19 protein-coding genes and 1 pseudogene are annotated in these 26,092 nt (G+C 60.0%); 6 read left to right on the forward strand and 14 right to left on the reverse strand.

Translation table 11 applies throughout. The annotated features are described in order from the left end of the window. Nucleotides 1–337: 337 nt before the first annotated feature. The 4 genes from FFV09_RS16070 to FFV09_RS16085 form a co-directional block, all read right to left on the reverse strand. Nucleotides 338–1,075, reverse strand: coding sequence for a hypothetical protein (locus tag FFV09_RS16070; protein WP_141448769.1), 738 nt, complete (start codon nt 1,073–1,075; stop codon nt 338–340). Nucleotides 1,076–1,290: 215 nt separating this feature from the next. Continuing rightward, nucleotides 1,291–2,814 carry a methyl-accepting chemotaxis protein gene (locus FFV09_RS16075; RefSeq protein WP_170315054.1) on the reverse strand — a complete coding sequence of 508 codons (1,524 nt, stop codon included), beginning with the start codon at nt 2,812–2,814 and terminating at the stop codon, nt 1,291–1,293. A 251-nt stretch (nt 2,815–3,065) separates the two neighbouring features. Next, nucleotides 3,066–3,332 (reverse strand): YkgJ family cysteine cluster protein, encoded by a 267-nt coding sequence (locus FFV09_RS16080; RefSeq protein WP_141448771.1) that lies wholly within the window; start codon nt 3,330–3,332, stop codon nt 3,066–3,068. Between the two features lies 1 nt (nt 3,333). Beyond that, nucleotides 3,334–4,032 carry a peptidylprolyl isomerase gene (locus FFV09_RS16085; RefSeq protein ID WP_141448772.1) on the reverse strand — a complete coding sequence of 233 codons (699 nt, stop codon included), beginning with the start codon at nt 4,030–4,032 and terminating at the stop codon, nt 3,334–3,336. Between the two features lie 147 nt (nt 4,033–4,179). On the opposite strand from FFV09_RS16085, the gene FFV09_RS16090 reads away from it, so the two are divergent. Further along, on the forward strand, nt 4,180–4,863 hold the full coding sequence (locus tag FFV09_RS16090) for a TIGR00266 family protein (protein WP_141448773.1): 684 nt from the start codon (nt 4,180–4,182) through the stop codon (nt 4,861–4,863). Nucleotides 4,864–5,358: 495 nt separating this feature from the next. Beyond that, nucleotides 5,359–8,790 (forward strand): S8 family serine peptidase, encoded by a 3,432-nt coding sequence (locus FFV09_RS16095; RefSeq protein ID WP_141448774.1) that lies wholly within the window; start codon nt 5,359–5,361, stop codon nt 8,788–8,790. Nucleotides 8,791–9,960: 1,170 nt separating this feature from the next. Here the strand turns inward: FFV09_RS16095 and FFV09_RS16100 are convergent. The 7 genes from FFV09_RS16100 to FFV09_RS16130 form a co-directional block, all read right to left on the reverse strand. Next, the gene (locus tag FFV09_RS16100) at nt 9,961–10,908 is read right to left on the reverse strand and encodes an NAD(P)-dependent alcohol dehydrogenase (RefSeq protein ID WP_141448775.1); all 948 of its coding nucleotides are present in this window, start codon (nt 10,906–10,908) and stop codon (nt 9,961–9,963) included. A 158-nt stretch (nt 10,909–11,066) separates the two neighbouring features. Then, complete coding sequence (gene nrdF / locus FFV09_RS16105; RefSeq protein ID WP_141448776.1) at nt 11,067–12,059, reverse strand: class 1b ribonucleoside-diphosphate reductase subunit beta; 993 nt, start codon at nt 12,057–12,059, stop codon at nt 11,067–11,069. A 285-nt stretch (nt 12,060–12,344) separates the two neighbouring features. Continuing rightward, a complete protein-coding gene (gene nrdE, locus FFV09_RS16110) occupies nt 12,345–14,429 on the reverse strand; it encodes a class 1b ribonucleoside-diphosphate reductase subunit alpha (RefSeq protein WP_141448777.1) in 2,085 nt (694 codons plus the stop codon). Then, nucleotides 14,416–14,775, reverse strand: a complete 360-nt coding sequence (gene nrdI / locus FFV09_RS16115) for a class Ib ribonucleoside-diphosphate reductase assembly flavoprotein NrdI (protein WP_141448778.1) — start codon at nt 14,773–14,775, stop codon at nt 14,416–14,418. The genes nrdE and nrdI overlap by 14 nt, the downstream gene beginning before the upstream one ends. Nucleotides 14,776–15,397: 622 nt before the next feature. After that, entirely contained in the window at nt 15,398–15,988 is a 591-nt protein-coding gene (locus tag FFV09_RS16120) for a GNAT family N-acetyltransferase (RefSeq protein WP_141448779.1), read from the reverse strand. A 129-nt stretch (nt 15,989–16,117) separates the two neighbouring features. Beyond that, nucleotides 16,118–16,867, reverse strand: a complete 750-nt coding sequence (gpmA, locus tag FFV09_RS16125) for a 2,3-diphosphoglycerate-dependent phosphoglycerate mutase (protein ID WP_141448780.1) — start codon at nt 16,865–16,867, stop codon at nt 16,118–16,120. A gap of 92 nt (nt 16,868–16,959) precedes the next feature. Beyond that, the gene (locus tag FFV09_RS16130; RefSeq protein WP_141448781.1) at nt 16,960–17,628 is read right to left on the reverse strand and encodes a hypothetical protein; all 669 of its coding nucleotides are present in this window, start codon (nt 17,626–17,628) and stop codon (nt 16,960–16,962) included. A gap of 684 nt (nt 17,629–18,312) precedes the next feature. Between FFV09_RS16130 and FFV09_RS16135 the strand changes: the two genes are divergently transcribed. Further along, nucleotides 18,313–18,810, forward strand: coding sequence for a hypothetical protein (locus FFV09_RS16135; RefSeq protein ID WP_141448782.1), 498 nt, complete (start codon nt 18,313–18,315; stop codon nt 18,808–18,810). A 104-nt stretch (nt 18,811–18,914) separates the two neighbouring features. Here FFV09_RS16135 and FFV09_RS16140 read toward each other — a convergent pair whose 3' ends face one another. After that, nucleotides 18,915–20,585 carry a DUF4179 domain-containing protein gene (locus FFV09_RS16140; protein ID WP_141448783.1) on the reverse strand — a complete coding sequence of 557 codons (1,671 nt, stop codon included), beginning with the start codon at nt 20,583–20,585 and terminating at the stop codon, nt 18,915–18,917. Next, the gene (locus FFV09_RS16145; protein WP_141448784.1) at nt 20,542–21,132 is read right to left on the reverse strand and encodes an RNA polymerase sigma factor; all 591 of its coding nucleotides are present in this window, start codon (nt 21,130–21,132) and stop codon (nt 20,542–20,544) included. Before FFV09_RS16145 ends, FFV09_RS16140 begins: the two co-directional genes overlap by 44 nt. Nucleotides 21,133–21,293: 161 nt before the next feature. Here FFV09_RS16145 and FFV09_RS16150 point away from each other — a divergent pair, with 161 nt between their 5' ends. From FFV09_RS16150 to FFV09_RS24220, 3 genes and pseudogenes are all read left to right on the forward strand, one after another. Then, entirely contained in the window at nt 21,294–23,438 is a 2,145-nt protein-coding gene (locus tag FFV09_RS16150; protein WP_141448785.1) for a class I SAM-dependent methyltransferase, read from the forward strand. 111 nt (nt 23,439–23,549) lie between these two features. Next, nucleotides 23,550–24,287, forward strand: a complete 738-nt coding sequence (locus tag FFV09_RS16155; protein ID WP_141448786.1) for a M50 family metallopeptidase — start codon at nt 23,550–23,552, stop codon at nt 24,285–24,287. Nucleotides 24,288–24,498: 211 nt separating this feature from the next. Further along, nucleotides 24,499–24,873: pseudogene (locus FFV09_RS24220) on the forward strand (YkvA family protein); the annotation flags it as partial. 304 nt (nt 24,874–25,177) lie between these two features. On the opposite strand, the gene FFV09_RS16165 reads toward FFV09_RS24220, so the two are convergent. Further along, nucleotides 25,178–26,050, reverse strand: a complete 873-nt coding sequence (locus tag FFV09_RS16165; protein ID WP_141448788.1) for an ROK family protein — start codon at nt 26,048–26,050, stop codon at nt 25,178–25,180. Nucleotides 26,051–26,092: the final 42 nt, after the last annotated feature.

Consider the following 26,092-nt stretch of genomic DNA (forward strand, 5'->3'; position numbering starts at 1 on the left):
AATCGCCTGCGGGCCGGTGTTGATACGGACTCGGCCGATGCTAACGAATCGTCGTCACGCTATTTGCGCTCAGAATGGCTTTTATGGATTTTAACGAATCCTCAGCACGCTATTTGCTCCAAAACGTCGCAAATCGACCCTATTGCGGCCGATAGCGTTACGAGGATTCGTTAGATTCTCCAAACGGCCGAATATCCGCGAATAGCGTTATCAGGATTCGCTGCGCGTCTAAAGCGGCAGGGCCGACAGCGCGCAAAGTTCGATCCGAACCTTGCGCAGCGCAGCCGCGCTCCGGGCAACAAAAAAGGCTGACGGAAAGTTCCGTCAGCCTTTTGCGTTACGCGGCGGGAGGAGGCAGGTGCTGCTTCCGGCGTTTGCGCCGCAGCAGCAAGAAGACGACGGCCGCGATCACGATCAGCAGCACGGCGGAAGCGGCGTAGAGGATGCGGTCGATCTTCGGCACGGTCACGCTCAGTTCGACCCGGTTCTCGCGGGTCGCGGAGAGATCCCAGGTCAGCGTGCGGCCGTTCGCGGAGACTTCGTCGGCGTTGTTCGCGCCCGGCTTGATCGGCAGCGTCAGCCTGAATTTGAAGTCGAATTCGCTCTCGACGAAACGGCCGAGCAGGCGGGAGCCGATAAAGCCGGTGAGCGACGAGCTTTCGCGCGGAATTAGCTCGGGCGGATCGGCGACGACGACCAGATTATGCGTCGTCGAGAACCAGCCTTCTTCCTTGCGGTCTTCGGCGGTGATGCCGGCCGGCATCTTCGGGATCGGGCCGCCTTTAAGTTCGACCGTGCGCGAAGCGCTGAGGCCCGCTTTGCCGTCCTGATTGATCGCCTGGGCGTCCAGGCCCTGTTCGCGCAGGCTGGCGGCGATCTGCTCGGGCAGGTCGCCTTGTCCGATCGTATTCAGCGCCGATTCGTCGATCGTCGCGTCCATGCGGATATCGGCCGTTCCGTTGCGGTTGACGGTCACGTCGACCGTGCCCTGCGCGCAGGCGCTCAGCAGCAGGCCAAGCGCGATCGGCAGCGCGAGCGCCCAGCGGTGTCGGGGGATCATGCGGTATCGGTTCATCGGTAGAGGTTCTTCCTTTCTGACCTGTCCGTCTTGTCGACGAAGAGGCATAGGCATGCTTTTTACTATAACCGATTTTGCCTGCCGGGTACACGGGCCGTATCCGCGCGCGAACCGGACGGCCCGCGAACGGCCCGTCCGGCGCTTCCATCGTCCGTCTCATTCGGCGCTGCTGCGCCCCGATCCATCCGGTCCACGCTGCCCGCTTCTGCGTCTCAAGCGCCAATCCGCGCGATCGTCTCGCGCAGTTCGGACGTGGCGCCGCCGAGCTGGGCCGCGATCTGCGCGGTCTCGCCGCTGAACTGCAGCTGGTTGTCCGCATGACCTTTGACCTGCTCGCAGGCGTGCACGAATTCGTCCGCGATCAGAAAAATGGTCTCGATCGAATTCGAAGCCTGGCCGGAGTTCTCCAGCGCAAGGCTGCCGGACGACAGCACCTGCCGCAGCTTGGCGTTCACTTCATTCGCATGGTCGCGGATGACGCGGAACGAATCTTCCGTCTCGTGCGCGGCGGCGAGGCCGTCGGACAGCTCGGCGGTCACGCGCTGCATCGACACGGCGGAATGCTGCGACTCCTCGTTTATGCGGCCGAGAAACGCGCCGATATTTTCCGCCGAAGCGTTCGACTGCTGGGCGAGCCGCTGAATTTCGGTCGCGACCACGCCGAATCCGCGCCCGGCGTCGCCGGCTCTCGAAGCTTCGATCGAAGCGTTCAGCGCCAGCATGTTGGTCTGCGAAGCGATGCTGCGGATCAAGTCGGTCACTTCACCGATCTGCCGGGCATGCTCGTTCAGCAGGCGAATACGCTCGGCCGAATCGCTCACCGAAGACTCGAGCGTCGTCAGGCGGTGCATGAGCTCGCCCATGCTGCGGTTGCCCGCTTCCGCGTGGAGGGCGCTCTGCCCGGACACTTCCGAGACCGCCGACGTGTCCGTGACGATTTGCCGAAGGTCGGCGCCGACTTTTTCGATCGCGGTCCGGGCGCTGCCCGCTTCGTTTTTCTGTTCCTGCGAACCTTCGTAGATGTCCGCGACGTGCTCGCGGATCAGGCTGCTCGCGCCCGCCGACGATTCGGCCTGCGCGCTCAATTCGCCGGTCCGACCGCATAACTGGCCCGAAGTGGCGGTCAGCCGTTCGACGATTTCGCCTACGGTCTGCGCGCGCTCCCGGTCTTTTTCCGCATTCAGCGCCTCACGGGCTTTTTTGTTCGAAGCGATCTGCAAGATGACGGCCAGCGAAGTCGCCACGAGGAAAAACGCGTGCGTGACCAGCATGGTCAGCGAATACGAAGAGACGCCGAACACCATTTCCGGGGAGAAGAAGAAGCCGATCAGATGCTGCACGGTAAAAATGAGCGTGGCGCCGATCAGCAGCGGAATGCTCTCGTAGAAGCAGAGGATGGCGATGACCATGAAGATGGAAAAGTGGAATTCCGTCCCCCCGCCGCTGCCGGCGATCAGGGAAATGCTGGAGCTGACGAGGGCCAACGTGACCAGGGGAGGGATCAAGCGGTGGCTTCGATGCTGCGCGAACAGCGCGGCGGCTGCGGCGAGGAACAGGATCGGAGGAACCGCGATGACGTTCAGCCAGACCGGATGGGCCTCCGCGGCCAGCGAATGGTGCATCTGCACCATCATGTCGAACAGGTTCGTCCCCCGGCCGAGTACGTGAATCAAGACGGAGAACAGCGCGACGCCGAGCGTGAGCAGCAGCATCAGTTTATTTTTCCTCTCCAGCATGGGGCAGCTCCTTTTTCGAGTAAGATTTAGGTTATTTATTCCAATCATAATTCCAACCCTATCGGGTGTAAATGACTAATCGAAGAGAGGCGGCTAGTCAAAAAGAGCCATTTTGGGCAGGCGGCGAACCGTACGCGGCGAACGGAAACGAAGATTGCGGCGGCGCGAAAAAAAACCGCCGGACCGCCCGTAGGCGGCCGGCGGTCCGGCGAGGCTGATGCTAAGTTAAGCGGATAGGGAAGGACTGTCGGTCAAGGCGTCGTCTCGCGCTCCAGCCATTCGAGGTAGGCGAACGCCTCCTCGGCGGAGCTTCCGCACATTTCCGGCGAAGGCGGCAGGCCGCCGCATACGGCCGGACGCTCGGGACGTCCGAACAGCTTGCAGCGTCTGCGTTCGTCGAGCTGCACGCACGGCACGCCGGCCGGCTTGCCGCCGGGCATGCCCGGAATGGCCGACGCGATCGAGACGGCCGTGCAGCAGGCGCCGCAGTCGGGGCGGCATTCGAATTCGGCGTTCACGTTACTGGATTTTCTCCGGTTCCGCGTATTCCTTGCCGAGCGTGTCGACCGTAACGGTCTTCATCGTGGCGCCTTCCGGGCTGCTCGGCTTGTCGCTGCCGTCGACCGGCAGCGCGGCGATTGCGTTGACGACGTCCATGCCTTCGATCACTTTGCCGAACGCGGCATACTGCTCGTCCAGGCTCGGCTGATCGGCCAGCATGATGAAGAACTGCGAGCCCGCGGAATCGGGGTCGCCCGTCCGCGCCATCGACAGGACGCCTTCGGTATGCAGCAGCGTGTTGTCGAAGCCGTTCGAGGTGAACTCGCCCTTGATCGAGTAGCCGGGACCGCCTCCGCCCGTGCCGTCCGGGTCGCCGCCTTGAATGACGAAGCCCGGCACGACGCGGTGGAACGTCAGGCCGTCATAGAAGCCCGCTTTGACCAGCGCAATAAAATTGTTGACCGTATTCGGCGCGACGTCCGGATACAGCTCCAGCTTGACGATGCCTCCGTTGTCCATTTCGATCGTGACGATCGGGTTGCCGTCGCTGCTCGGGGTCGCTTCGCCGGATGCCTGCGTGCCGGCTTCGGCCGCCGGCTTGTCGGCCGGCGCGGCCTGCTTGGGCGCTTGGGTGCCGCAGGCGGCCAGCACGAGCAGCATCAGCGACAGGAGCGCGGCGAGCGTCCAGCGCTGCCCCGCTTGATTGATTTTGTACATGGGTGATGCCTCCTTGAAGGAATGATGGCGGACATTCGGGCTCCGCCTTGCGTATCGCTGCATCTGATTATAGCACAGCCGGATACGAACTCCATTGCGCCGCGCATAAAATCTCATTAAGATGAAGGAGAGAGGGGGCTAAAAGGAATGGACTATCAAATTTTGTACCCGGGAGCCTTTCCGCTGCTTCAGGTTCAGCTTCAGAGCGGAGAAAGCATCAAAGCCGAATCGGGCGCGATGGTGTCGATGTCGCCGAATATCGAACTGAAGGGCACGGCGGACGGCGGCCTCATGCGCGGCCTCGGACGGATGCTGAGCGGCGAGTCGTTCTTCTTCCAGGAGCTGCTGTCGGTCGGCCGGCACGGCGAAGCGACGCTGGCGCCGTCCAGCCCGGGCGCGATCGAAGCGGTCGAACTGGACGGGTCGTACAAGCTGCTCGTGCAAAAAGACGGATTTCTGGCCGGCACGTCGGGCATCGAAGTCAATACGAAAATGCAAAATCTGGGCCGCGGGCTGATGTCCGGCGAAGGGTTCTTCATCGTGGAGATCAGCGGGCGCGGCACGGTGTTTCTGTCTTCCTACGGCGGCATCCATGCGATCAACCTCGAAGCGGGGCAGGAAGTCGTCGTCGATAACGGGCATCTCGTGGCCTGGCCGGATTATATGCGCTACGATATCGAGAAAGCGTCCAAAGGCTGGGTATCGAGCTTCACGAGCGGCGAAGGTCTCGTCTGCCGGTTCCGCGGCGAAGGCGTCGTGCTGATCCAGACCCGCAGCCCGAAATCGTTCGGCGAATGGATTCGGCCGTATATTCCGGGCGGACGCAGTTAAACGGTCTTTTTTGTCGGATTAAAAAGAAGTTCTTTCGTTCAATGAAGGGGATTCAAGCTCGCCGGGAGGCGGGCTTTTTGCGTTTTTTTTCAAAAAGTTGCAGTTTGTCGAAACATTAAGTCTATAGACTCAGAAGCAAGCGGGCAGAAGCAACCAAAAGATGCAAGCCGGCGGCCTCGGACCTTTCAACATACTGACATGAATGCGACTTTTGTTTGCTTCATGTAAAGTTAGACCTGCAAAACGTAAAGCAAAACGCGTTAAAATTCGACAAAATGCGCTAAAAGAGAAAGTTGAATCACGTTAACGAAAAAATTTACAGGTGGTCAACTCTTTATGCCGATGCTAGCATAGGTGGCAAGCTTTTTGACAAGAGTACGAGGGGAGGCCGGTTTTTGGAGTCGTTCTTCGCTTACCTGTGAACATAGCTGACAGGGAGTGTGCCTCAGCTTGAACCATGGCATCCATATTTTAAAAACGAGAGGGGAAGTTGCATTGAAGAAAGAGCAGCATCTGTTCCGTAAATTGTCGGGCGTTTCACTGAGCCTGGCCTTGGCCCTGGGAGCGGCGCTTCCGGCCGCAGCCTCCGCACAGACGACAAAGTCGCCGAATGAGCTTGTCCCGCACAACCTGTCCAACAAGTCTTTGAACGGAGGAGCGGCCGAAGGCAGGATGAGCGCTTTTGCCGTCCAGACCCGCGATCCGGCTTCGATCATCTCGCCCAAGCTGGATACCCGGTCTCTACATAAAGTGCGCGCTATCGTGCAGCTCAGTCAGGAGCCTGTAGCCGCAGCCGAAGCTTCGTCCGCCGAAGCCGGATTGCGCAGCTTCTCGGCCTCGTCGGCGGAGCAGCAGGTCGACAGCGAACAGTCCGACTTCATTAGCCGGGCCGCCGCGCTCGGCGTCGACCTGCAGGTCAACTATCAATTCAATACGGTGCTGAACGGCCTCGAAGTGACGGTGTCGGCTCAGGACCTGACGAAGCTCGCGTCGATTCCGAACGTCCTCGCCATCGACGCGAACCAGACCTACTACGAAATTCCGGTCGACGAACAAGACGCGGCGGCAGGCGACAACTTCGAGATTCAACCGCTGAAGCAGATGGGCGTCGATCAAGCCTGGGCGGACGGATTTACCGGCAAAGGCATCAAAGTCGGCGTAATCGATACCGGCGTCGATTATCTGCATCCCGATCTCAAAGACGCCTACAAAGGCGGCTACGACTCGTTCGAGCAGGATAACGATCCGTACGAAGAACCTCCGATCGTGATCGACGGCACGACTTACGCAGGCACGAGCCACGGTACGCACGTATCGGGCACGATCGTCGGCCAGGGCAAGAACCCGACGTCGGAACTGGTACAAAAAGGCGTCGCCTACGATGCCGACCTGTACGTGTACAAAGTGCTGGGCCGCAATCTGGAGACCGGACGCGCTTCGGGATCTTCGGCGCAGGTCATCGACGGCATCGAGCATGCGGTCAAAGACGGCATGGACGTGATCAACCTGTCGCTCGGCTCGGACTCGAACAAAGATCCGAACTCGCCCGACGCGGTCGCGATCAATAACGCGGTGCTCACAGGCGTGACTGCGGTCATCGCGAACGGCAACGCCGCGGACGAAGGCCCTTACTACTATTCGATGGGCTCTCCGGCTTCGTCGCAGCTGGCTATTTCGGTCGGCGCCGTGACAAGCGAAAGCAATCACTACGCGGCTACGTTCTCGGCGGCGGTCGGCGAAGAGACGCCGACGGAAGAGACGCCAGCAGAAGAGACGCCGGCAGCGGCAGCTCCGGCTTCGGCGGAACAAACGGCGGCGCCTGCGGGCGAAGCCGCATCCGAAGAAGCGGCCGCGCCGGCTCCGGCAGCGGCAGCTCCTGCCGCAGCTCCGGCTCCGGCGAACGCGGAAGCGGCGGCTCCTACCGTATCGCAAGCCGTGTACGGCGAATACGGTCCGTACCAGACGGACATTCTGGCCTGGAAAACAGGTCAGGAAAACTTCGCTGCGATCCTCGGCACGGAGCCGAACGACGCTGTCTACGCCAACCTCGGCACCGACGCGGATTATGACGCGCTGACCGCCGAAGGCATCGACGTGACCGGCAAAGTCGTCGTCGTCTCGCGCGGCAACCTGACGTTCGACGCCAAAGTGCGCGGCGCTGCGGCGCACGGCGCCAAAGCGATCGTCATCTTCAACGGCAACACGGTTCCGGGCAACGCCAATCAGGCGGACCTGTCGGAATCGCTGCCGGGACGCGACGCTCCGGTCGGTTCCGTCGCGTTCCTCGGCGACAGCTTCGACTACGTGCCGTACTTCGACATGAGCGGCGTAGAAGGCCGCAAACTGGCGAGAGAACTGGTAGCCCAAGGTTCGCCGGAATTCGAAATCTCGTTCGGCGACCAGTATCCGAAGACGGTCATCGAAGGCGACAAAATGGCTTCGTTCAGCTCGCGCGGCCCGAACAGCGACGAGAAGCTGAGCATCAAGCCGGACGTGGTGGCACCGGGCGTCAACTTGCTGTCGACGTATCCGGAATACGGCAACTTCGACGATAGCGTCAGCTACGACGAAGCGTATGCCCGCTCCAGCGGCACCAGCATGGCGGCTCCGCATATCGCGGGACTGGCCGTACTGCTGAAGCAGAAATACCCGCAGTGGACGCCGTTCGACGTTCGCGCGGCACTGGCGAACACGGCGGACACGATCGCCGACGAAGAAGGCACGCCGTACGACGTGTATTCGCAGGGCGCCGGCCGCGCTTACGTGGCGGACGCGCTCGATACGCCTGCCCTGCTGCAGGCTGTCGAAGAAGTACGCATTCTCAATACCGACCTGGTCGAAGTGCCGGTGACGAACTACGCGTCGTCCACTTCGTTCGGCGTGATCGGCGCGGACAGCGACGCGGTCAGCCAGGAACTGCAGCTCAAAAGCGTATCGGGAGCTCCGGTCTCGTACACGGCAAGCGTCGTGTGGCACAAAAACGTGACGTCCGATCCGAACGGACCGATCGCGACGCCGGACACGAGCAAAATCTCGGCCGAGCTGACAGGCCTCGGCGCCGGCAGCACGGTTAGCGCTTCGGCCGGAACGCCGGCAGCCTTCCAGCTGGCCGTCGATCCGGCATCCGATGCCGCTCAAGGCGTATACGAAGGCGAAGTGCTGCTGCAATCCGCAGCCGGCCCCGACCTGCATCTGCCGTTCGCCGTGCATATCGGCGACGAACAGCCGGCAACCGGCTTCGGCATTCAGGACATCGAATTATCGAACCGCATCATTACGCCTGACGGCGACGGCAATCGCGATACGACCGACGTATCGTTCACGCTGTCGGCCGATAACGTGAACTATGTCCAGGTTGCGGCATACGGCATCGATGACGAATACATCGGCCTGCTCGCCCAAATCGTGGACGAAGACGCGCAGGGCAATCTGAGAATGCTCGAACCGGGCCGGTATACGTTCGACGGACTGGACGACCGGTATCTGGACGAGAACACCGGCAAAGTCGGCAAGCTTGAGCCGGGCACGTACCAGCTCGAACTGCTGGCCGCCCAGCTGTCTCCGTCCGGCACGGTCGTGAAAGACCCGGCCGGCCAACCGATTCAGTACACGGCCTACTCCAGCTACCGCATCGCGGAACGCAGAGCGCTGCTGGTCGACGAAGCGATTGCGGCTTTCGACAAACAAGCCGCGATCGTTAACACGACCCGCATCGGCCCGAACGTGCTCGAACTGAAATCGACGAGCGAAGTCAAATTCCAGGTCACGGGCAGCGATCACCCGAACCTGATCAACAGCAAAGGCGCCCTGCGCGCCCTGCCGCAGCAACCGACGGTCGTCAATTTGGAAGTTACCGCTTCCTACAAGAAGAACTCCAAGATCAACGAGACCTTTATCGTACCGGTCACGCTGCTTCCGAAAAAGTAAGTTCGGCAGCTTCCCATCGTTGAATCGCCGCCTTTCCGCCCTTCGGGCCGGGAGGGCGGTTTTTTGTCGTCTCGCGGATGGACAGAGCGCGGGGCGGCGGGCTAGGGAAACGGTGGGTATGGCGCGCGTGGCGGAGGCGGAGTGGGCGGGGCGGTAAGCGGCGGCAGCCCTTACCCATAGAGAGGGACCAGTAGGGGGCGGGATGGGGATAGGGAAGGGCAGGTGGGTAAGCAGAAAAAGGCGAGAGGAGGAGGCGTTACGGTTACCGTTCGAGGAGAGGGAGAGGAAACGAAACGGAAAAAACGGGAGTGAACGAGGCCGCCAGGGAACGCTAACGGACCCGGGCGACGCTTAGCTGCCGATTCGGAACGTTTGAGCATTCTAACGGATTCAGGTGACGCTTAGAAGGGAACACGGCTTGTTTTTGGCGGAAAAAGAGGGCAAAAAAGCGGCTAACGGAACTACAATCCGTTAAAAGCTTGGAAAGGCTTGATTGAGCGTTCTAAAGGACATACAATCCGTTAGCCGAGCCGAGCCGAGCCGAGCCGAGCCGAGCCGAGCCGAGCCGAGCCGAGCCGAGCCGAGCCGAGCCGAGCCGAGCCGAGCCGAGCCGAGCCGAGCCGAGCCGAGCCGAGCCGAGCCGAGCCGAGCCGAGCCGAGCCGAGCCGAGCCGAGCCAGGGGAGTAGGAATTGGCTCGGTTTGCCGGCGAACCGCTATTCTCGGCAGCAGTCTTTACCTGCCGTTGGCTCTGCTTTTGACTTCGCCCGTAGTCTTACCTGGTGCGAAGCTTGCCGGCATCGCTAAATGTGGACCAAAAGTCAGCATTTCGTCCGTAAAAAGTGCCCAGAGAGCGAAAAGCTGACCAAAAGTCAGCAATCTGCCGCATTTCGGCCGTCCCATAGCCGTTTTGGCCTAAATTGCTGACCGGAAGTCAGCATTGTGCCAAAAAAAGCCGCATCCAAACAAAAAAGCTGACCTCAGGTCAGCTTTTTCTTGGATTCGACTCCGCAGCCGCTAATTTCGGGCAGGACACCGCGCCGCGGCAATTTCCCCCCCGACTCGTTTTGCCCGACTCAGATCCTTCAACCGAATCTCTCACTCCAGCCCTTCAATCCAGTCTTTCACTCCAGTCTTTCAATCCAATCCCTCAATCCCGTCCGCCAACCCGCTCAAATCCGCGTCTGAATGACCACTTTGCCGCGAATCCGGCCGGACTCGGCCAGTTCGTAAGCCTGGCGCGTCTCACTCAAAGGGAACACGGCTTCGATCAGCGGCTTGAGCTGGCCTTCGTCGCACCATTGGCGCATCAGGCCAAGATCGGTATCGTTGGAATTGGCGAGGATGAAGCGGGCTTTGCGGCCTTTGGAGCCGGAGAGCACGCGTCCCAGCATAGCGGAAGGGCCGGGAACGGTCGTGACGTACGTACCTTGTTCCGTCAGCAGGGCGCGGCAGTCTTTGAAGCCGTATTTGCCGGCGGCGTCGAAGATGACGTCGAACGTCTGCCCGCTTTTGCGGAAATCTTCGCGGTCGTAGGCGATCACTTCGTCGCAGCCGAGCGCTTTGGCGGTCGCTTCGCCGGAGGAGCGGCAGACTCCCGTCACGTGGGCGCCGAGGATCGCGGCCAGCTGCACGCCGTAGTGGCCGACCCCTCCGGTCGCGCCGGTCACGAGCACCCGCATGCCGGGCTGCAGACCGGCTATCCGGGTCAGCGCCTGGTAGGCGGTAGAAGCGGCCAGCGGAACGGCGGCGGCTTCTTCGAAATGCAGCGAAGAAGGTTTCTTCGAAGCGACCGAAGCTTTGCAGCAGAGCGTCTCCGCCAGCGCGCCGCCCTGCGAAGCGCCGTTGGTGAAGCCGTACACTTCGTCGCCGGGCGCGAACCCTTCGACGCCTTCTCCGCACTGCTCGACGATGCCCGCGAAGTCGGAGCTGAGCACTTTGGGGAAGCGCAGTCCCGACAGGAAGATCAGATAGCCTTTGCGTACTTTGTAGTCGATCGGATTGATGGACGTCGCCTGCATGCGGATCTTGAGTTCTCCGGCACGCGGACTCGGTTCGCGGATCTCTTCGATCCGGAACACGTCCGGTCCTCCGTATTTGCGTATTACTGCCGCTCTCATGTTCAATCGCCTGCTCTCTTTTCGCTTTGCTCACCCGTTCTATTACCCCAACGAGCACGACAAAGAAGCTTCGTCCGCGAAAGAGACCGGGCTTCGGCCGTTCTCTCGCGGCCGAAGCCCCGGAATATTGCGAAGTATTCGCTGGGTGGACGGAAGACTTAGAGGACGCTCGGTTCCGGCGTTTCGACCGTATCGAACAGGAAATCCTCGTCGCGCAGCGGTTCCACGTGAACCGTGCGTACGTAGCCGTTGCCTTTTTTGGAAAAGAAATCGTGCTGCTTGGTCTGCGTCTTCAGTCCGTTCATGACGATCGGGTTGATGCTTTCTTCGTCTTCTTCGAACTGCGGCTCCAGACCGAGGTTCATCATCGCTTTGTTGGCGTTGTAGCGCACGAACTTGTCGACTTCGTCTTTCAGTCCGATCTTCGTGTACAGCTGCTCCGTGTACTGTTCTTCGTTCGCCTGCAGCGTGTGCAGCAGCTCGTACAGCTCTTTCGTCGCGGCTTCGGCTTCCGATGCCGGCAGTTCGCGCAGCACTTCCTGGGCCAGCACGCCGACGTACAGGCCGTGAATGCTCTCGTCGCGCAGGATGAGGTCGATGATCTCGCCGCTGCTCGTCATTTTGCCTTGTCCGGCGAGGTAGAGCGGGTAGAAGAAGCCGCTGTAGAACAAGTAGCTCTCCAGCATGACCGAAGCGCCCATCGCCAGATACAGTTCTTTTGGCGTCTGGATGTTCTGATAATACTTGGAGATGATTTCCGCTTTTGTCTGAAGCAGCGGATTTTCTTCGACCCAGCGGAACACTTTGTCGATCTCTTCGGTGGAAGCGAGCGTCGTGAAGATGCTGCTGTACGATTTGGCGTGGATTTGCTCCATCATACCCATAAACGCGAGCACCGCTTTGCGCTGGAGGTCTTCGACGTGTTCCATGATCTGCGGCATGCCGACTCCGCCCTGCACCGTATCGAGCAGCGTCAGGCCGCCGAGCACCTGCATGTACGCTTCCTGCTCGTCTTCGCTGAGCGTGATCCAGGACATTTTGTCGTCGGACAGCGGAATCTCTTCGTCGGTCCAGAACTGCATAATATTTTGATTCCAGAACATCAGGGTGAAGTCGTCTGCGGGACGGTTCCAGTTGACGGCTTTGATCATGTCTAGTCATCCCTTTCGGTGTGGGTTATATAAATTAAGTTAATTGTGGGCAATGTTGGATATTGCAGCGCGCAGATGAACCGGATTGCGGGCAATCCGGGCAGGCTGCACAGAATTCTTATTATCGTCGCAAACGAAGCAAAAGTAAAGCGGGGCGTTTTGCTCAAGACCGGAATTCCGGATCGTGGAGAAGGCGCCCCGCCGTGTCCCATTATCGTTCGAACTTTTTTTCAAAAAACGTATCCGTTACTCTATGGCCTTGGGCCAAAGTGCGGCTCAGAGAGCTTAGATCGCGCAGCTGATACATTCTTCTACGCTGAGGTGGTTGGTACGCGTGTAATACAGAGCTTTGAGTCCTTTGCGCGCCGCATACAGGTAATAACGGGCCAGGTCGCGCGTCGTCACGTTGCTGTTGACGTGCAGGATAGCCGAGATACCCTGATCGATATGCTCCTGGATCTCGGAGATTAGGTCGATGACCTTGAACTGGTTCATCTGGTAAGCGGACTTGTAGTAGAAGAAGTTTTCCTGCGCCAGGTAAGGCATCGGGAAATACGTCGTCGAGTTGGCATACGTGCGCGTCTCGATCGCGTCGACGATCGGCATGACGCTCGACGTCGAGTTCTGGATGTACGAAATACTTTGCGTCGGCGCGATCGCCAGACGGTAAGCATGGTACAGGCCGTTGGCTTGAACCAGCGTGCGCAGATGGGTCCAATCCGCCGTCGTCGGGATGTGCATGTCGCCGAACAGCGTTTTGATCCGGTCGGTACGCGGGCTGTAGTCGGTCTGTACGTACTTGTCGAAGTATGTACCTTTTGCGTATTCGGATTTTTCGAAGCCTGCGAACGTTTCGCCGCGGTCGCGGGCGATTTCCATACTTTTCTCGATCGAGTAGTAGTTCATCATCATGAAGAACGTACGCGCAAAATCGATCGCTTCGTCGCTTTCGTACGCGATTTTGTTCTTGGCGAGATAGCCGTGCAGGTTCATCGCGCCGAGGCCGACGGAGTGCATCTCGCGGTTCGCTTTGGCTACGCCCGGAGCGTTCTGCACGTCGGTCATGTCGCTGACGGCGGTAAGACCGATCATCGCTTCGTGCACCGACTCGCGGATTTTGCCGAGGCCCATCACGTTCGCGATGTTCAGGGAAGCCAGGTTGCAGCTGATGTCGCGGCGGATATCGTTCGCCTGGCCGTAATCGCCGATCGTCGACGTCTCCTGCAGCTGGTAGATTTCCGTGCACAGATTGGACATTTTGACCATGCCCAGATCTTTGAGCGCGTGGTTCTTGTTGGCGTTGCTCTTGTTCATGATATAAGGGTAGCCGGATTCCAGCTGGATCATGGCGATCTTCACGAGCATGTCGCGGGCGCTCATAATCGTCTTTTTCTTGACGTTGTCGTTCGCGAGCAGTTCGTCGTACATCTCGTCGATATCGAGGTCGTCCAGATGTTTGCCGTACTCTTTGTAGACGGAGTAAGGACCGAACACGACGAGCGGCTGATTGTCTTCCGCGAGCTTGTAGAAGCGGTTCGGGATGATCAGGCCGATCGACAGCGTCTTGAGGCGCGATTTCTCGTCGGCGTTAATTTTTTTGCTGTCCAGGAATTCAAGCACGTCCCAGCCGAAAATGTTGTAGTACGCGGCGCCGGAGCCTTTGCGCTGGCCCATTTGGTCGGCGTAGGAGAACGCGTCTTCCATCAGCTTCAGAACCGGCATAACGCCTTTGGCGGCGCCTTCGACGCCTTTGATCGGCTCGCCGCGTCCGCGCAGCTTCGACAGGTTGACGGCTACGCCGCCGCCGATCTTCGACAGCTGCATGCACGTCGAGAGCACGTAGTTGATCGAGTTGAGCGCGTCGTCCATCTCGAGCAGGAAGCAGGAGACCAGTTCGCCGCGGCGGCTTTTGCCCGCGTTGAGGAACGTCGGGGTCGCCGGCTGTACGCGCTGTTCCATGATGGCCGTCACGAGCGACTTGGCGTTCTCGACATGGCCGGCACCGAGGTGCAGGGCCACGATCGCGGCGCGGTCGGCGTACGTCTCGAGGTAGGTCGATTTGTCGTTGCTTCTCATTGCGTAGTCCGTGTAGAACTTGGAAGCGGCCATATACGAAGCGAACTCGAACGGAACGTTATGCGACGTCTCGAACACCGACACGACTTCCTCACGGGTGTAGTTTTCGTACACGTTCTCGTAGTAGTCGTGTTCGATCATGTGATCGACCTGGGAACCGAAATCCGGGAAAGTCAGGCTCCGCTGAGCGACTTCCTCCATGAATGCGGCAACCGCTTCTTTATCTTTCTCCAAGCGGAAAAATCCGTCGGCGTTTCTCAGCATCAGTTGGTTGTTCAGTTCAATATGCCGCAAGGCTGTTCAACTCCTCTTTGAAATGTAAAATGTCTTTTTTCGTGCCGGACAATTCGAACTTGCACAGGACGGGCACGCCGTAGGTCTGGGAAATGGTATCCGCGCTTTTGGCGAAACATTGTCCCCAGTTGCGGTTGCCGCTGGCCGATACGCCGCGCAGCTGCTGTCCGTTGCGCTGCAGGAAAAGGTTGACTTTGTCCGGTACCTGACCGAAGCCCGTCGTATAGGTAACGAGAATGAAAGGCTCGTCAAGCTTCATCGTCTCGTCGATCTGAACCGAAGGAAGTTCCAATTTATCAATAAATCTCCGCACGTTTCCAGTCTTGGAATCGTAAGCGATCACCATGTGCCTTCACGCTCCTTGATTGCCCGTTTAAATCTATATCTAGTTTTATCCGGGTCAGTGTTACTCATTTTATAACCAGATATGGGGTTTGTCAAAGCAGAAATTCTATAAAATAAAACGGTCAAAATTGACTGCGGACGCGAAAAAGCGAGCAATCGAAGGGAAAAGGGCGGTTTTCCGGCACGGCGCTCCACATACGGGGATTGACGAACGCAAAAGCAGAAGCAGTTTTTGGACAATGGCGCAGCGGTGCGGAAAGCGGGTAGAGCACCGAATTAAAAGAAGCGAAGAAGTGCAAAAAAGTGCAAAAGAAATTAAAATGCACAAGTGAAAAAAAGTTAGATGTGCGGGAAAAGGATGTAGAAGACGCAGCCGGAAGAATCGTTTCGACGGCTGTGGACACTGTGGATACCGGGGATATCCGAACCGCGCAGGCTGTGGACGGCGGGGATAATGGGGATAGCCGCATTCGCGCGCCGAACAGCCCGAACGCCTGCCGAAGCGGACGTTCGGGCCGGAACGCACGAACCCGGCGAACCAGGCGCGAAACGTGCGAATGACGCAAAAATGAAGTCGGCGCTTCCTGTGCGTGAAGCTGCGCTCGCGTCCGGCTTGACGCGGCTCAGGACCCCGCCCCGACCGGCTTGATCATCCGGTCGTAAGCATGCCCGCTCAGTTCGACGGAGCCGTCTTCGCGGTAGCCCAGGCGCTCATAGAGCGCGCGGGCTTTGACGTTCGCGCGCTCGACGAGCAGCATCGCCTGCCGCTCGCCCAGCCCGGCCGCCCGGCGCTCGAACGCTTCGATCAGCGCGGTCCCGAGGCCGGACCCGCGGTAGGCCCCGTCCACCGCCAGCGAATCCAGGTAGTATTCGCCCGGACGGGCTTCCGGCAGAAGCCCGTCCACCGGCAGGCTTTGCTCCTGCAGGCGCCGCAGCAGCGGCGCGTCCAGCGCCTCCGCCTCGGCGCCGGGATAGCTCAGCGCGAAGCCGGCAATGCGGCCGCGTTCGTCTTCGCCGACGAGCGTGTGCCCGAAGCTCAGCCGGCAGTCCGGCAGCCGGAACAGCTCCGACAGCGTCTCAAGCGTCGACGGCAGGTCGGTCGTGCCCGAGATCGTATGCGCGATATCGCCGATCGCTTCGTACATCAGCCGCGAGACGGCTTCCGCGTCGCCCGGCTCGGCGGGCCGGATACGGAACTTGGCGGGATGGGTCATATGGGAATTCCCCTTTCGGAATCGGATAGGTTGGGTCTGTATAGGTATAGGTTGGGTCTGTATAGGTTCGGTCTGTCGCTCTGGATCGGACGGGATCGGTTCGGCGTTCGTCTCTGCCCTCAAGCAGGCTCAATCCGGGTCGTGGTTCGGATCGGCCGCCTGGCGCTTTTTCTTCTCGACGTGGTCGGGATGGCCGAGATAGAAACGGCGGATCGGCTTCACGTCGTCGTCGAGCTCGTAGACGAGCGGCACGCCGGTCGGAATGTTGAGATCGAGCAGTTCGTGCTCTTCGAGGTCTTCCATGAACTTGATCAGCGCCCGGATCGTATTGCCGTGGGCGGCGATCAGAATGCGTTCTTTTTGCCGGATCAGCGGGACGATGCGCTCGTCCCAATATTCGCCGACCCGGTCGACCGTATCCTGCAGACTTTCGCCGGCCGGCAGCGCCTTCGGATCGATCGCCGCGTAGCGGATATCCTGTTCGGGAAGCCGGTTGTCGCCCGGTTCGAGCATCGGCGGGCGGACCGACAGGCTGCGCCGCCACAGATGGACCTGCTCTTCGCCGTATTTCTCGGTCGTCTCCGGCTTGCTGAGTCCCTGCAGCGCGCCGTAATGGCGCTCGTTCAGCTTCCACGATTTTTCTTCCGGAATCCACAGCAGGCCCAGTTCGTCCAGCGCGTAATGCAGCGTCTTGATCGAGCGCTGAAGCACCGAAGCGAAAGCGGCGTCGAACGTATACTCCGATTCGCGCAGGATGCGTCCCGCGTCTTTGGCTTCTTCGATGCCCTGCTCCGTCAGGTCGACGTCCGTCCAGCCGGTAAACAGATTCTTTTGGTTCCATTCGCTTTGTCCGTGTCTGATCATGACGATCCGATACATAGCTGCATCTCCTTTTGGCAAAATCTCTCATCTCGAAAACGTGAAAAAAGCCTCCCTGCCCCGCCGAAACGGGAGGGAAGGCTTGGCGTTCGTTACTGGGCCGCTTGGATGTCGGTAATCGTCAGCACTTTCGTATCGGCGTCAAACGCTTTCTCCGTATACGTGAACGTGACTTTGGCATCCGCCGGAATCTTGCCGATCTGCGCCTGGGCTTCGTCGGACAGCTGGTAGGCTACCGCTTCGCCGTTCACTTCGATCTCGGCTGTGTGTCCGTCGGCCAGACCCACGTATTCGCCCTGCGCGCTCTGAGCGGCCGCGGCCGAATCGGCAGGTTGGGTCTTGGTGTCCGTGGACGGCGTCGCAGCCGCTCCGTCGGTCGACTTGTCGGCTGCAGGGCTGTCTTTCTCGTCGTCGCTAGGCACCGGAGTCGGCGTCTTGTCTTCGTGCGTCGTCGCGCCCTGATCGATCGTGATGCTCGAATCTTTGGCGTCCGGCAGCGCCTGGGAGTCTTTGCTCTCCGGCGTGTCGCCGCTGTCCGTCGTGCCTGCGGCCGGAGCGTCTTCCTCAAGGTCGATATCCGTCTCGTTCGTCGGATGGTTCGAGTTGTCTTCTTTGGTCTTGGTCTCTTCCGCAGGCAGCGTCGTCTCGTCCGATTGCGAAGCCGGTGCCGGCGAATTCGCTTCGTTGTCGCCGCACGCGGCCAGAACGCCCGTAAGCATCAGGGTCAGGGCCAGGCTCGATAAAGCTTTCATCTTGTTCATTCAGTCAAACACCTCCAAATGGTTATACGCCTAAGCGTATCAAAAGTTACAAGGCCGGCGGCTGCCGCCCGAATATCAGGCGCAGCCGGTTAGGCCAAAGCTCGCGGGAACATCCCCTTGCTTCAAGCACTTACTACGTATTGTTACCCAAAAAGAGCCCCGGATGCAAACTTGTCTTGCGAAGCCGCGCGCAGCAGGGACGATTTTTGGCTCGGTGTCTGGACGGTACGTAATGTTCTATCGTAATGTTCTATATAGAAGGAAAGCGAAAAGTATAAGAAAAAACCAGTAGTCTATAGCAAAAAAAACCAGTTATATTTTTTTGATCGAACCCGCTTTGGTCCAACGGAAAAAGCGGAGCCGGCGAAAGGATTATCCGCTTGTGCCTTCTATCATTCTTGCACGGGGACAACCGTTCGATTTTGTTTCCAAAAAAACGCCCTACAACGAGGCGAAGAAGACTCTTTTTCATAAAGCTCAAACTTTGGACCTTTGCGAACGTTCACAGTACGCATGCCCGACGAGACGCAGGTGGGCGCAAGATTCAAAGCCGTTCTGTCGGAAACAACCTTCGCAATCCTCGTCCGATTGGGTACAATAAACAAGAGCGTTGGATATACCCGAGGCCAGGCACCCCCGAACAGGAACGAAGTGCCGGGCGACAACCGAGAGGAGCGAATGAACATGACAGAAGAGCAGGACCAACAACGACAGCAGCAGGTGCGCGAAGCCGCCGATCTGGCCGCGCATTTTGACGTAACGGTGGAACAGGCGAGAGAGATGCAGTTCGCGGAAGGGCAGACGCTGATCTGGACGGAAGCGTTCAAGCTGGACAGCTGGCTGATCCTGATGAAGCCGAGCGACGATCCGCAGCAGCCGGAGCCTTTTTTCGGCAATATGGACGGGCACGGCTGGGCGTTTTTGTTTACCGATCCGATGCACGCGCAGGTATTCGGCCGCAACAACAATCTGGTCACGCCGGGCGGCAACGTGCTGATCGCCAAGATGAAGGTGGACGCCATGATCAGCTGGCTGGAAGAGATCGGCCGGTCGGGACTGTACGGCGCGCGCTTCAACGAAGGCGAGCAGGGTTGGTTTATCCCGGTCGACGGCCTGCGCGCGATGCAGGATTACGTAGAGATCCAGGAGACGCGCCGGAAAGAGCTGGAAGCGGACGAATAAACGGACAGGCTATGCAAAGGCACGGGAACAAGCGGATTCAACGCAAAGATGCGATACGGCGCCGAGCCGTATCGCATCTTTTGGGTATGGGGCCGAATCATCGCTTATTGCGAAGATACCGCCGGTACGCCCGTCTGCGGAAGCACGAACGACCAATCCGCGTCCCGGTACGTATGGTTGACCATCACGCGCCGGAGTGTCAAGGCGCGGGGCGCTTCGGCCAAGCCGCTTACGACGAATTCCCCGTCGAGCGGTTGGTCTTTGCCGATGCCAAGAGCGCCGGAATACTTCGCTTCGTAACGTTTGCCGGTCTCGTCTTCCGCGACCCAATCGTTCAGGCCGAAGAAGTTGTTGGACGTGCCGGTTACCCCGATCACCAAAGCCATTTCCGAAGGCTTCACTTCTTTTTTGTGCGCGATGGGCAGAGTCGGATTGCGCATGATTCGCGCTCCCGTCAACACAAGCTTGTCGCCCGAATCTTCGAACTTGGCCGGCTGTTCGGGAGAGAGGGCGGACGGATCGAAAGTGACCGCAGCGTCGGATTTTTCCCGAATGACGTAGCTGTCCAGAACGAATTTGATCTTTTGCCGGTCGTAGTCGAGATTGTCCAGCACCTGGAACCAGCGGGCATGAAGGGTCCAGCGGTCGAGGTCGAACGGTTTGTCCGGCTCGTCTTTGGTATCGCTGCCCTGAATCATATCGCCGTTCTCGTCTTCCAGATGGTAGTCGAGCTTGTGATACGCGGCGGTACCGCCGGCCGCTTTGGCGGCGGCCTTGGCGTTCAGCGACGTTTCGTATTCCAGCGAGCCTCCGCTCGGCGTACGCGTCGCTCCGCGCATCTGAATGACTACGCCCTGAGGCGTCGTATAGCTTTCGGGAAGCGGGGTCTGGATCGTATGGGCGGTCGCGTCGCTCAAATCGACGTCGATCGAAAAATTCCAGTTGCCGGAAGCTTGCCGCTTGGGCTTGTAATCGACCCATTTTTCCAGTTGGTCGATCTCGGCTTCGATCTGCATCTTGTCGGTCAGAACCGGACGCGTAAAATGCAAATTGTATTTGCTGGTGCTGCCTTCGATGATCTCGCCGCTCCACGTGGCGATCTCCGCGTAATTGCCGTCCGTAATCCGGAACCGGGGGTGGACGGCGCCGTTGAACGGATCGCCGTTCTTGTCGGTAATCGTGAGTCCGACGACGATCCGGTTGGCATCGGCGATCAGCTCGTTGACGGCGATCGTGAAGCCCTGATCTTCGACCCGGATCTGCGGGTCCAGCACTTTCCCCGCTGCCCGGACGGCTTTCATGCCCTGGTCGGGAGCCAGCAGCAGGTCCGTGGCGAACAACGAGCGGACCCGGTCCGCGATCGTCGGCTGCGCATAGAGCAGCGCTCCGCCGACCAGCAGAATCGCAAGCGCCGCCGCGATCCAGCTCCGCGTCCGCCGGCTTCGCGGCGCAGCGGCCGAAGACCTACGCTTGTCGCTGTGCGGGCCCGCATCTACGCTTGGCGGTTCCGGCGCTTCGATCTCGATCCCGCCGAGTTCCGCCATGAACCGGTCGGTAAAATCTTCCGGCAGCGTCTCTTCGGACAAACGCTCGGTCCAGCGGGCGTCTTCCGCCGTCTCGGTACGCCGCTTGGGCGTATGCGGCGGTGCGCCGCCGGGTCCGCGGTTCTCCCGACTCTGCTCGGCACGGCCGGGCTCACCGTGCCCGCCTTGCCCGAACCTGTCTTTGGGGTTATAAGCGGTTTTTCCCGCTCCGGTACGCAGCCGAAAATTCATACGGATTCTCCTCCTTTGACGCCATTTTTTTGCGCAGACTCCGCTTCGCCCGGTGCAGCGCGTTGTTGACCTGCGGAGCCGTCATGCCGGTCAGGTCGGCAATCTCTTCGTGGCTGAGCTGGCCGACGTAACGCAGCACCATCGCCAGCCGGTAATGTTCCGGCAGCGTATCGAGCAGCCGGTCGAGTTCGGTGCGCAGCTCGCGCCGCAGCGCCTGGCCTTCCGGCGTGCCGCTGTCCGCCGCGGCCTGCTGATCGGCTTCGGCCTGCGGTACCGGCACTTTGCGCCGGCCCCGATCGCGGTACAGATTGAGCGCGATCGCGTGCAGCCAGCCGGAGAAACTTTGTTCCGGCCGGTGCGAAGCCAGTTTGCGGTACGCTTTGAACAGCGTTTCCTGCGTCAGATCCTGGGCGTCCGCTTCCGGCAGGCCCATTTTGCGAAAAAGTCCGTACAGTTTGTTTTTGTAGCGGTCGACGATGCCCGCGTAGGCTTGTTTGTCGCCCGCGAGCACTTCGCCGACCAGCGTCCGGTCGTCCGGCACTTCCATATCCGCACCTCCTTTTTTTGATCGATATACCGATAAGACTCCGCTTCTCCCGAACTCCTCTCACCGGAGGCGGAATTTTTTTGGCGGCCGTTTTGGTATATAGTATAGAGGATTATTTGCCGGGCATCGCGAAGCGAGACCGACCTGAAGGAGTGAAGTAGATGCGAAGCGCCCTGGAACATATCCGTGCCCATATGGCGGAGCAGGAAGAAGGAGCCGGACCCGCGGGTCCGGACGAAGGCGGCATGCCGGCCTGGCTGCAAATTTTGTCTTCGGCGGAAGAATATATCGTCAATTACGAACGGATCGGCTCGATCCGCGAGATGGAGCGGCTGAACCCGGTACTGGCTTACGTGGAGCGGAGCCTGGACCTGCTGGGCGGCGAACGGCTGTCTTTTTGGATCAAGGAGCTGCTGGAAGAAGTGCTCGCCTGGAGCGAGACGGCCAAAGGCGGCACGCGGATCGACCGGATCGGCTGGCAGCGGCAGGGCATTAACGTATTCGTACATAACGAAGGATCGGCGGACCTGTACCTGGCCAAATCTCCGGGAGGCATCGGCGACCGGGAGCGGCTGACCGCGCTGCTGATCCGCACGCACGGACTGCTCGGGCAGTACCTGCGCGGCGAAGTGCCGTTCTCGGCGAACCTGCCGCTGCGCGGTCCGGTCGACGAAGGGCTGCTGAGCGAGACCGAACTGGCCCGGCTGCTGATGGCGCTGAACCGCTGCGTGATTGGGGCCGTGTCCGAGGAGCTGTGGCAGAGCGTCGCGGACGATCTGGAAGAGTGCGTGCTGCACGTCTCGCTCGGCACCGTGCCGGCCGGAGACGGACTTGCGCGGCGGCTGCGCCGATTGCGGGCGGACGCGATCCGGCGGGGCGAAGACTTCGACGGCGAACTTGCGCGGATCGACGAAGAGCTGCGGGCGTCCGGCGCCGCGGGCGGCCTGGAAGAGAGCTTCGCGAGGCTCGGCGACAAAACGCTGTGGTACGTGGAAGCGGCGCTCGGCGAATTTTCGCTCGAAGAGTTCGTCAAGATGATGCAGCTTGCGCTGCGCGGAGCCGAAGAACGTCCGGAAGCGCGGCATATCAGCTTCGAACGCCTGATGCACGGATTGTATTACGACCACAAAGGCGTCAAGAAAATCAATCTGTACAAAAAGCGGATTATCGAAAAATATTTGCGCGAACTGGACTGGGCGGCGGTGCTTGGCGGGGGGCGGCATGCCGACAGCCCGCATCTGCATCACCGCACGAGCCGCGTGAACGGCAACCCGGATACGTGCTTCTTCGGCTTCGCTTTTTCGCCGGCCGCGGAAAAGCTGATCGATTTCTGCGTCGAAGCCGAGAAATCGCCGCTGTATGAACGGGCCGTGCTCATGCTGATGGATCTGTTCGGGCTGCGGCGCGACGCATACGACCGTTTTCACAACGAAGACGAATATCTGGAAACGATGAACGGTTCGGCGGACGACAAAAAAGTTCTGCTGTCGTACATTGCCGGTTCGCGCGTGCTCGATATCGGGCCGGGCGGCGGCGTGCTGCTGGACCTGATCGAGCGGGAACTGCCGGAAAAAGAAGTCATCGGGATCGATATCAGCGAAAACGTGGTCGAAGCGCTGGAGCGACGCCGACGGCTGGAAGGCCGAAGCTGGCAGGTACGCAAAGGCGACGCGCTCAACCTGACGCAGACGATCGAGCCGGGCAGCATCGACACGGTCGTATTTTCTTCCATTTTGCACGAATTGTATTCCTATGTGCCGTTCGGCGGACAAAAGTTCAATCTCGACACGGTCCGGGCGGCGCTGCGAAGCGCGTTCGAACTCATTCCCGCGGGCGGGCGCATCCTGATCCGGGACGGCATCATGACCGAACCGGCGGAGCGGACTCTGCGGCTGTCGTTCCGCGATCCCGGCGCGATGGAGCGGCTCGAACGGTACGCGGCCGATTTTGCCGGACGCCGTATTTCGTTCGAACGGCTCGGCCCGCACGAAGCGCGCATGCCGGTCAACGACGCGATGGAATTTCTGTACACGTACACGTGGGGCGAAGAAGCGTACGTGCACGAAGTGCAGGAGCAGTTCGGGTACATGACGCCGTCCCAGTACGAAGCGTGCATTCGCGATCTGTTCGGAGAGGCGGCGACGATCGTGTTCAGCCGGTATTTTTTGCAGGAAGGCTATACGCTTGCGCTGCAAGACAAAGTGACGGTCACGGACGAGGACGGAAGCGAAGTGCCGCTGCCGAACAGCACCTGCCTGATCGTGATCGAAAAAGCGGGCGAAACCCCGAAGACGCCGCAGGCGTAACGTAGGGAGCGCCCGGAATGTACATGAAGCCCGGAAGCAAACTTTGGATAAAGCCTGAAAAGAATGCGGCGCATCCGCCAAGGATCGCGATCCGTTCAAGGAGGTTTGATCATGCCTAAATGGGCAAAAACGGTGCTGTACCTCGTGATTGCGGCGGTATTGACCCGGCTGATACCTTTTTCTTCGCTGTTTCGCAATCTTAATACGATGATCCATGAATTCGGGCACGCGGTCGTGGCGCTTGCCACGTCGGGACGCGTCGCGGGCATCGACCTGAACGCCAACCACAGCGGAGCGACGTATGTGACGACGTACTCGACCTGGAGTTCCATTCTCGTCTCGCTGGCCGGCTACCTGTCCGCTTCGCTGTTCGCGGTGCTGCTGTTCTACGGCTATTACAAGCGCCAGCAGAAGCAGGGCTTGATTCTCATGACGGCGGTCGCGCTGATCATGCTGATCCTGTACGTGCACGACGGATTCGGCGTCATCTGGCTGATCGGATTCATCGCGCTGAACGCGCTTATGTACTTCGTATGGGAACCGGCGCGCAATTTCTATTACGTGCTGCTGTGCTTCCTGACGCTGGAAGAGTCGATCTTCAGTTCGCTCTATCTGGCTTGGCTGTCGGTGACGTCTCCGCGTGCCGCGGGAGATGCGGCGCTGCTGGCGCAGGATACGTTCGTGCCGGCGATCGGCTGGTCGATTCTGTTCGTGGCGTTCTCGCTGCTGTGCGCCAACTGGTCGATCCGGCTGTTCACCAAAAGCCGCGAAGGACGTTCGGCCGGCCGGGGTTCGGGCAGCGGAACCGGCATCGGGGCGCGCAAATCGAAAGCGAAGTTCCGGGCTTGAAAATTTGGCTTGAGAATTTGAAATGTTGAAGCGCAAAATAAGGAGGACGACGAAAATGGCGGACAAAAAAAGCTGGCGCGAACGCGCGGCCGATTACGGGCGCGACAAGTTCGGGGTAGGCGTAGGCAGCGGCGATCCGGCATCCAAAGCGGACGCGGAAGCGGATACGGCGGCTGCGCAGCCGATCGGCGAAGCGGAACTGAACAAGCGGATTGAAGGCTACGGCAAGCAGTATTCGGACGACTCGTTCTGGGACAAAGTCAAGACGGTCGGCAAAAAAGCGGGCGTCAAAGTCGTATACGCGGCGCTGCTGCTGTTCTACACGCTCAAAGACGCGGATGTGCCGCCGTGGGCGAAATCGGTCATTATCGGGGCGCTGGCGTACTTTATCGCGCCGATCGATCTTATCCCGGACTTTATTCCGGTCGTGGGCTTCACGGACGATTTCGGCACGCTGATCGCGGCCGTTGCCGTCGTCGCCAAACTGGTCAACGACGAGACGCGCGGCAAAGCGCGGGCGAAGCTCGTATCTTGGTTCGGCGAGAGCGCGACGCTCGATCTGGGCGAAGTGGAAGCGAAGCTTGAGCCGCTGTCGGTCGACCGCGAAGCGCTCGCGGCGGACGCCGACGCAGCGGACGTCGCAGGCAAAGGTCGGCCGAAGCGGTAATTCGCCGCCGTGACCGGGGCAGGGGTTACATGTCCGAAAAGGCCGCGTAGAAGCCGGATTTGTCCGGAAAAGAAAAGCAGATTGCATAAAAAGCAGCGTAGAAGCTCGTTTGGGCCCGATTGAGGGGTTTAACGGCGGCTACGCTGCTTTTTGGGATACGTAAGTTCGGTTGTGCGCGCGGATCGGGCGGTACGTTGACGAAAAGGTTATCAAGCCGCGGCGCTCAGCCCTGCGCCGCTTCGATGCCCAGCGCAAGCGAGCCGGCGAGGCCGGCGTTGTCGCCGAGGCCCGGCGGAACGATATAGGCGTCGAGATCGTCCAGCACGGACGAAGCGACGTAGCCGTTCAGGTTCCGCGCGACTTTGGACCGGATCAGCGGGAACAGCTGGCTCTGGTGCATGACGCCTCCGCCGAGAATGACTTTCTTCGGCGAGAGCAGCAGGATCGCGCCGGTCACCGCTTCGGCCAGATAATGCGCTTCGATCTCCCAGGCCGGATGGTCTTCCGGCAGGCTGTCGCCGCCTTGCCCCCAGCGCTTCTCAAGCGCGGGGCCGGCGGCCATGCCTTCCAGGCAGTCGCCGTGATACGGGCAGGCGCCCGCGAAGTCGTCGTCCGGATGCCGGCGCATCGGGACGTGGCCGCCTTCGGGATGCACGAGTCCGTGCACCCGATTGCCGCCGACGTACACGCCGACGCCGATTCCGGTGCCGACCGTGTAATAGACGCAGCTGTCGAGGCCGCGGGCCGCTCCCCAGCGCGCTTCGCCGAAAGCGGCCGCGTTGACGTCGGTATCGAATCCGGCCGGGACGTTCAGCTTCTTTTTCAAATGCCCGAGCAGGTCGTAATTCGCCCAACCGGGCTTGGGCGTCGTCGTCACGTGGCCGTAGGTGCCGCTCCCCGGATCGAGGTCGAGCGGGCCGAACGAGCCGACGCCCAGCGCTTCGATGTTTTTGTCTTCAAAATAAGCGGCCGCGCGCGCCGTCGTCTCTTCCGGCCGTTCCGTCGGAAAGCTGACGCGGTCCAGAATCTCTCCGTGTTCATTGCCGATCCCGCAGACGAATTTTGTTCCGCCCGCTTCGATTGCTCCGATGATCATGATGGTGTCCTCCCGAAAATGGTTTGGGTGTGTCGGCCTGTC

This window comes from Saccharibacillus brassicae (assembly GCF_006542275.1).
Taxonomy (GTDB): domain Bacteria; phylum Bacillota; class Bacilli; order Paenibacillales; family Paenibacillaceae; genus Saccharibacillus; species Saccharibacillus brassicae.

Bases quoted from the DNA above. Each gene is read 5' to 3' on its own strand.
- FFV09_RS16070 (WP_141448769.1), bottom strand. From the start codon at position 1,075: ATGAACCGATACCGCATGATCCCCCGACACCGCTGGGCGCTCGCGCTG.
- FFV09_RS16075 (WP_170315054.1), bottom strand. From the start codon at position 2,814: ATGCTGGAGAGGAAAAATAAACTGATGCTGCTGCTCACGCTCGGCGTC.
- FFV09_RS16085 (WP_141448772.1), bottom strand. From the start codon at position 4,032: ATGTACAAAATCAATCAAGCGGGGCAGCGCTGGACGCTCGCCGCGCTC.
- FFV09_RS16090 (WP_141448773.1), top strand. From the start codon at position 4,180: ATGGACTATCAAATTTTGTACCCGGGAGCCTTTCCGCTGCTTCAGGTT.
- FFV09_RS16100 (WP_141448775.1), bottom strand. From the start codon at position 10,908: ATGAGAGCGGCAGTAATACGCAAATACGGAGGACCGGACGTGTTCCGG.
- nrdF (WP_141448776.1), bottom strand. From the start codon at position 12,059: ATGATCAAAGCCGTCAACTGGAACCGTCCCGCAGACGACTTCACCCTG.
- nrdI (WP_141448778.1), bottom strand. From the start codon at position 14,775: ATGGTGATCGCTTACGATTCCAAGACTGGAAACGTGCGGAGATTTATT.
- FFV09_RS16120 (WP_141448779.1), bottom strand. From the start codon at position 15,988: ATGACCCATCCCGCCAAGTTCCGTATCCGGCCCGCCGAGCCGGGCGAC.
- gpmA (WP_141448780.1), bottom strand. From the start codon at position 16,867: ATGTATCGGATCGTCATGATCAGACACGGACAAAGCGAATGGAACCAA.
- FFV09_RS16130 (WP_141448781.1), bottom strand. From the start codon at position 17,628: ATGAACAAGATGAAAGCTTTATCGAGCCTGGCCCTGACCCTGATGCTT.
- FFV09_RS16135 (WP_141448782.1), top strand. From the start codon at position 18,313: ATGACAGAAGAGCAGGACCAACAACGACAGCAGCAGGTGCGCGAAGCC.
- FFV09_RS16140 (WP_141448783.1), bottom strand. From the start codon at position 20,585: ATGAATTTTCGGCTGCGTACCGGAGCGGGAAAAACCGCTTATAACCCC.
- FFV09_RS16145 (WP_141448784.1), bottom strand. From the start codon at position 21,132: ATGGAAGTGCCGGACGACCGGACGCTGGTCGGCGAAGTGCTCGCGGGC.
- FFV09_RS16150 (WP_141448785.1), top strand. From the start codon at position 21,294: ATGCGAAGCGCCCTGGAACATATCCGTGCCCATATGGCGGAGCAGGAA.
- FFV09_RS16155 (WP_141448786.1), top strand. From the start codon at position 23,550: ATGCCTAAATGGGCAAAAACGGTGCTGTACCTCGTGATTGCGGCGGTA.
- FFV09_RS16165 (WP_141448788.1), bottom strand. From the start codon at position 26,050: ATGATCATCGGAGCAATCGAAGCGGGCGGAACAAAATTCGTCTGCGGG.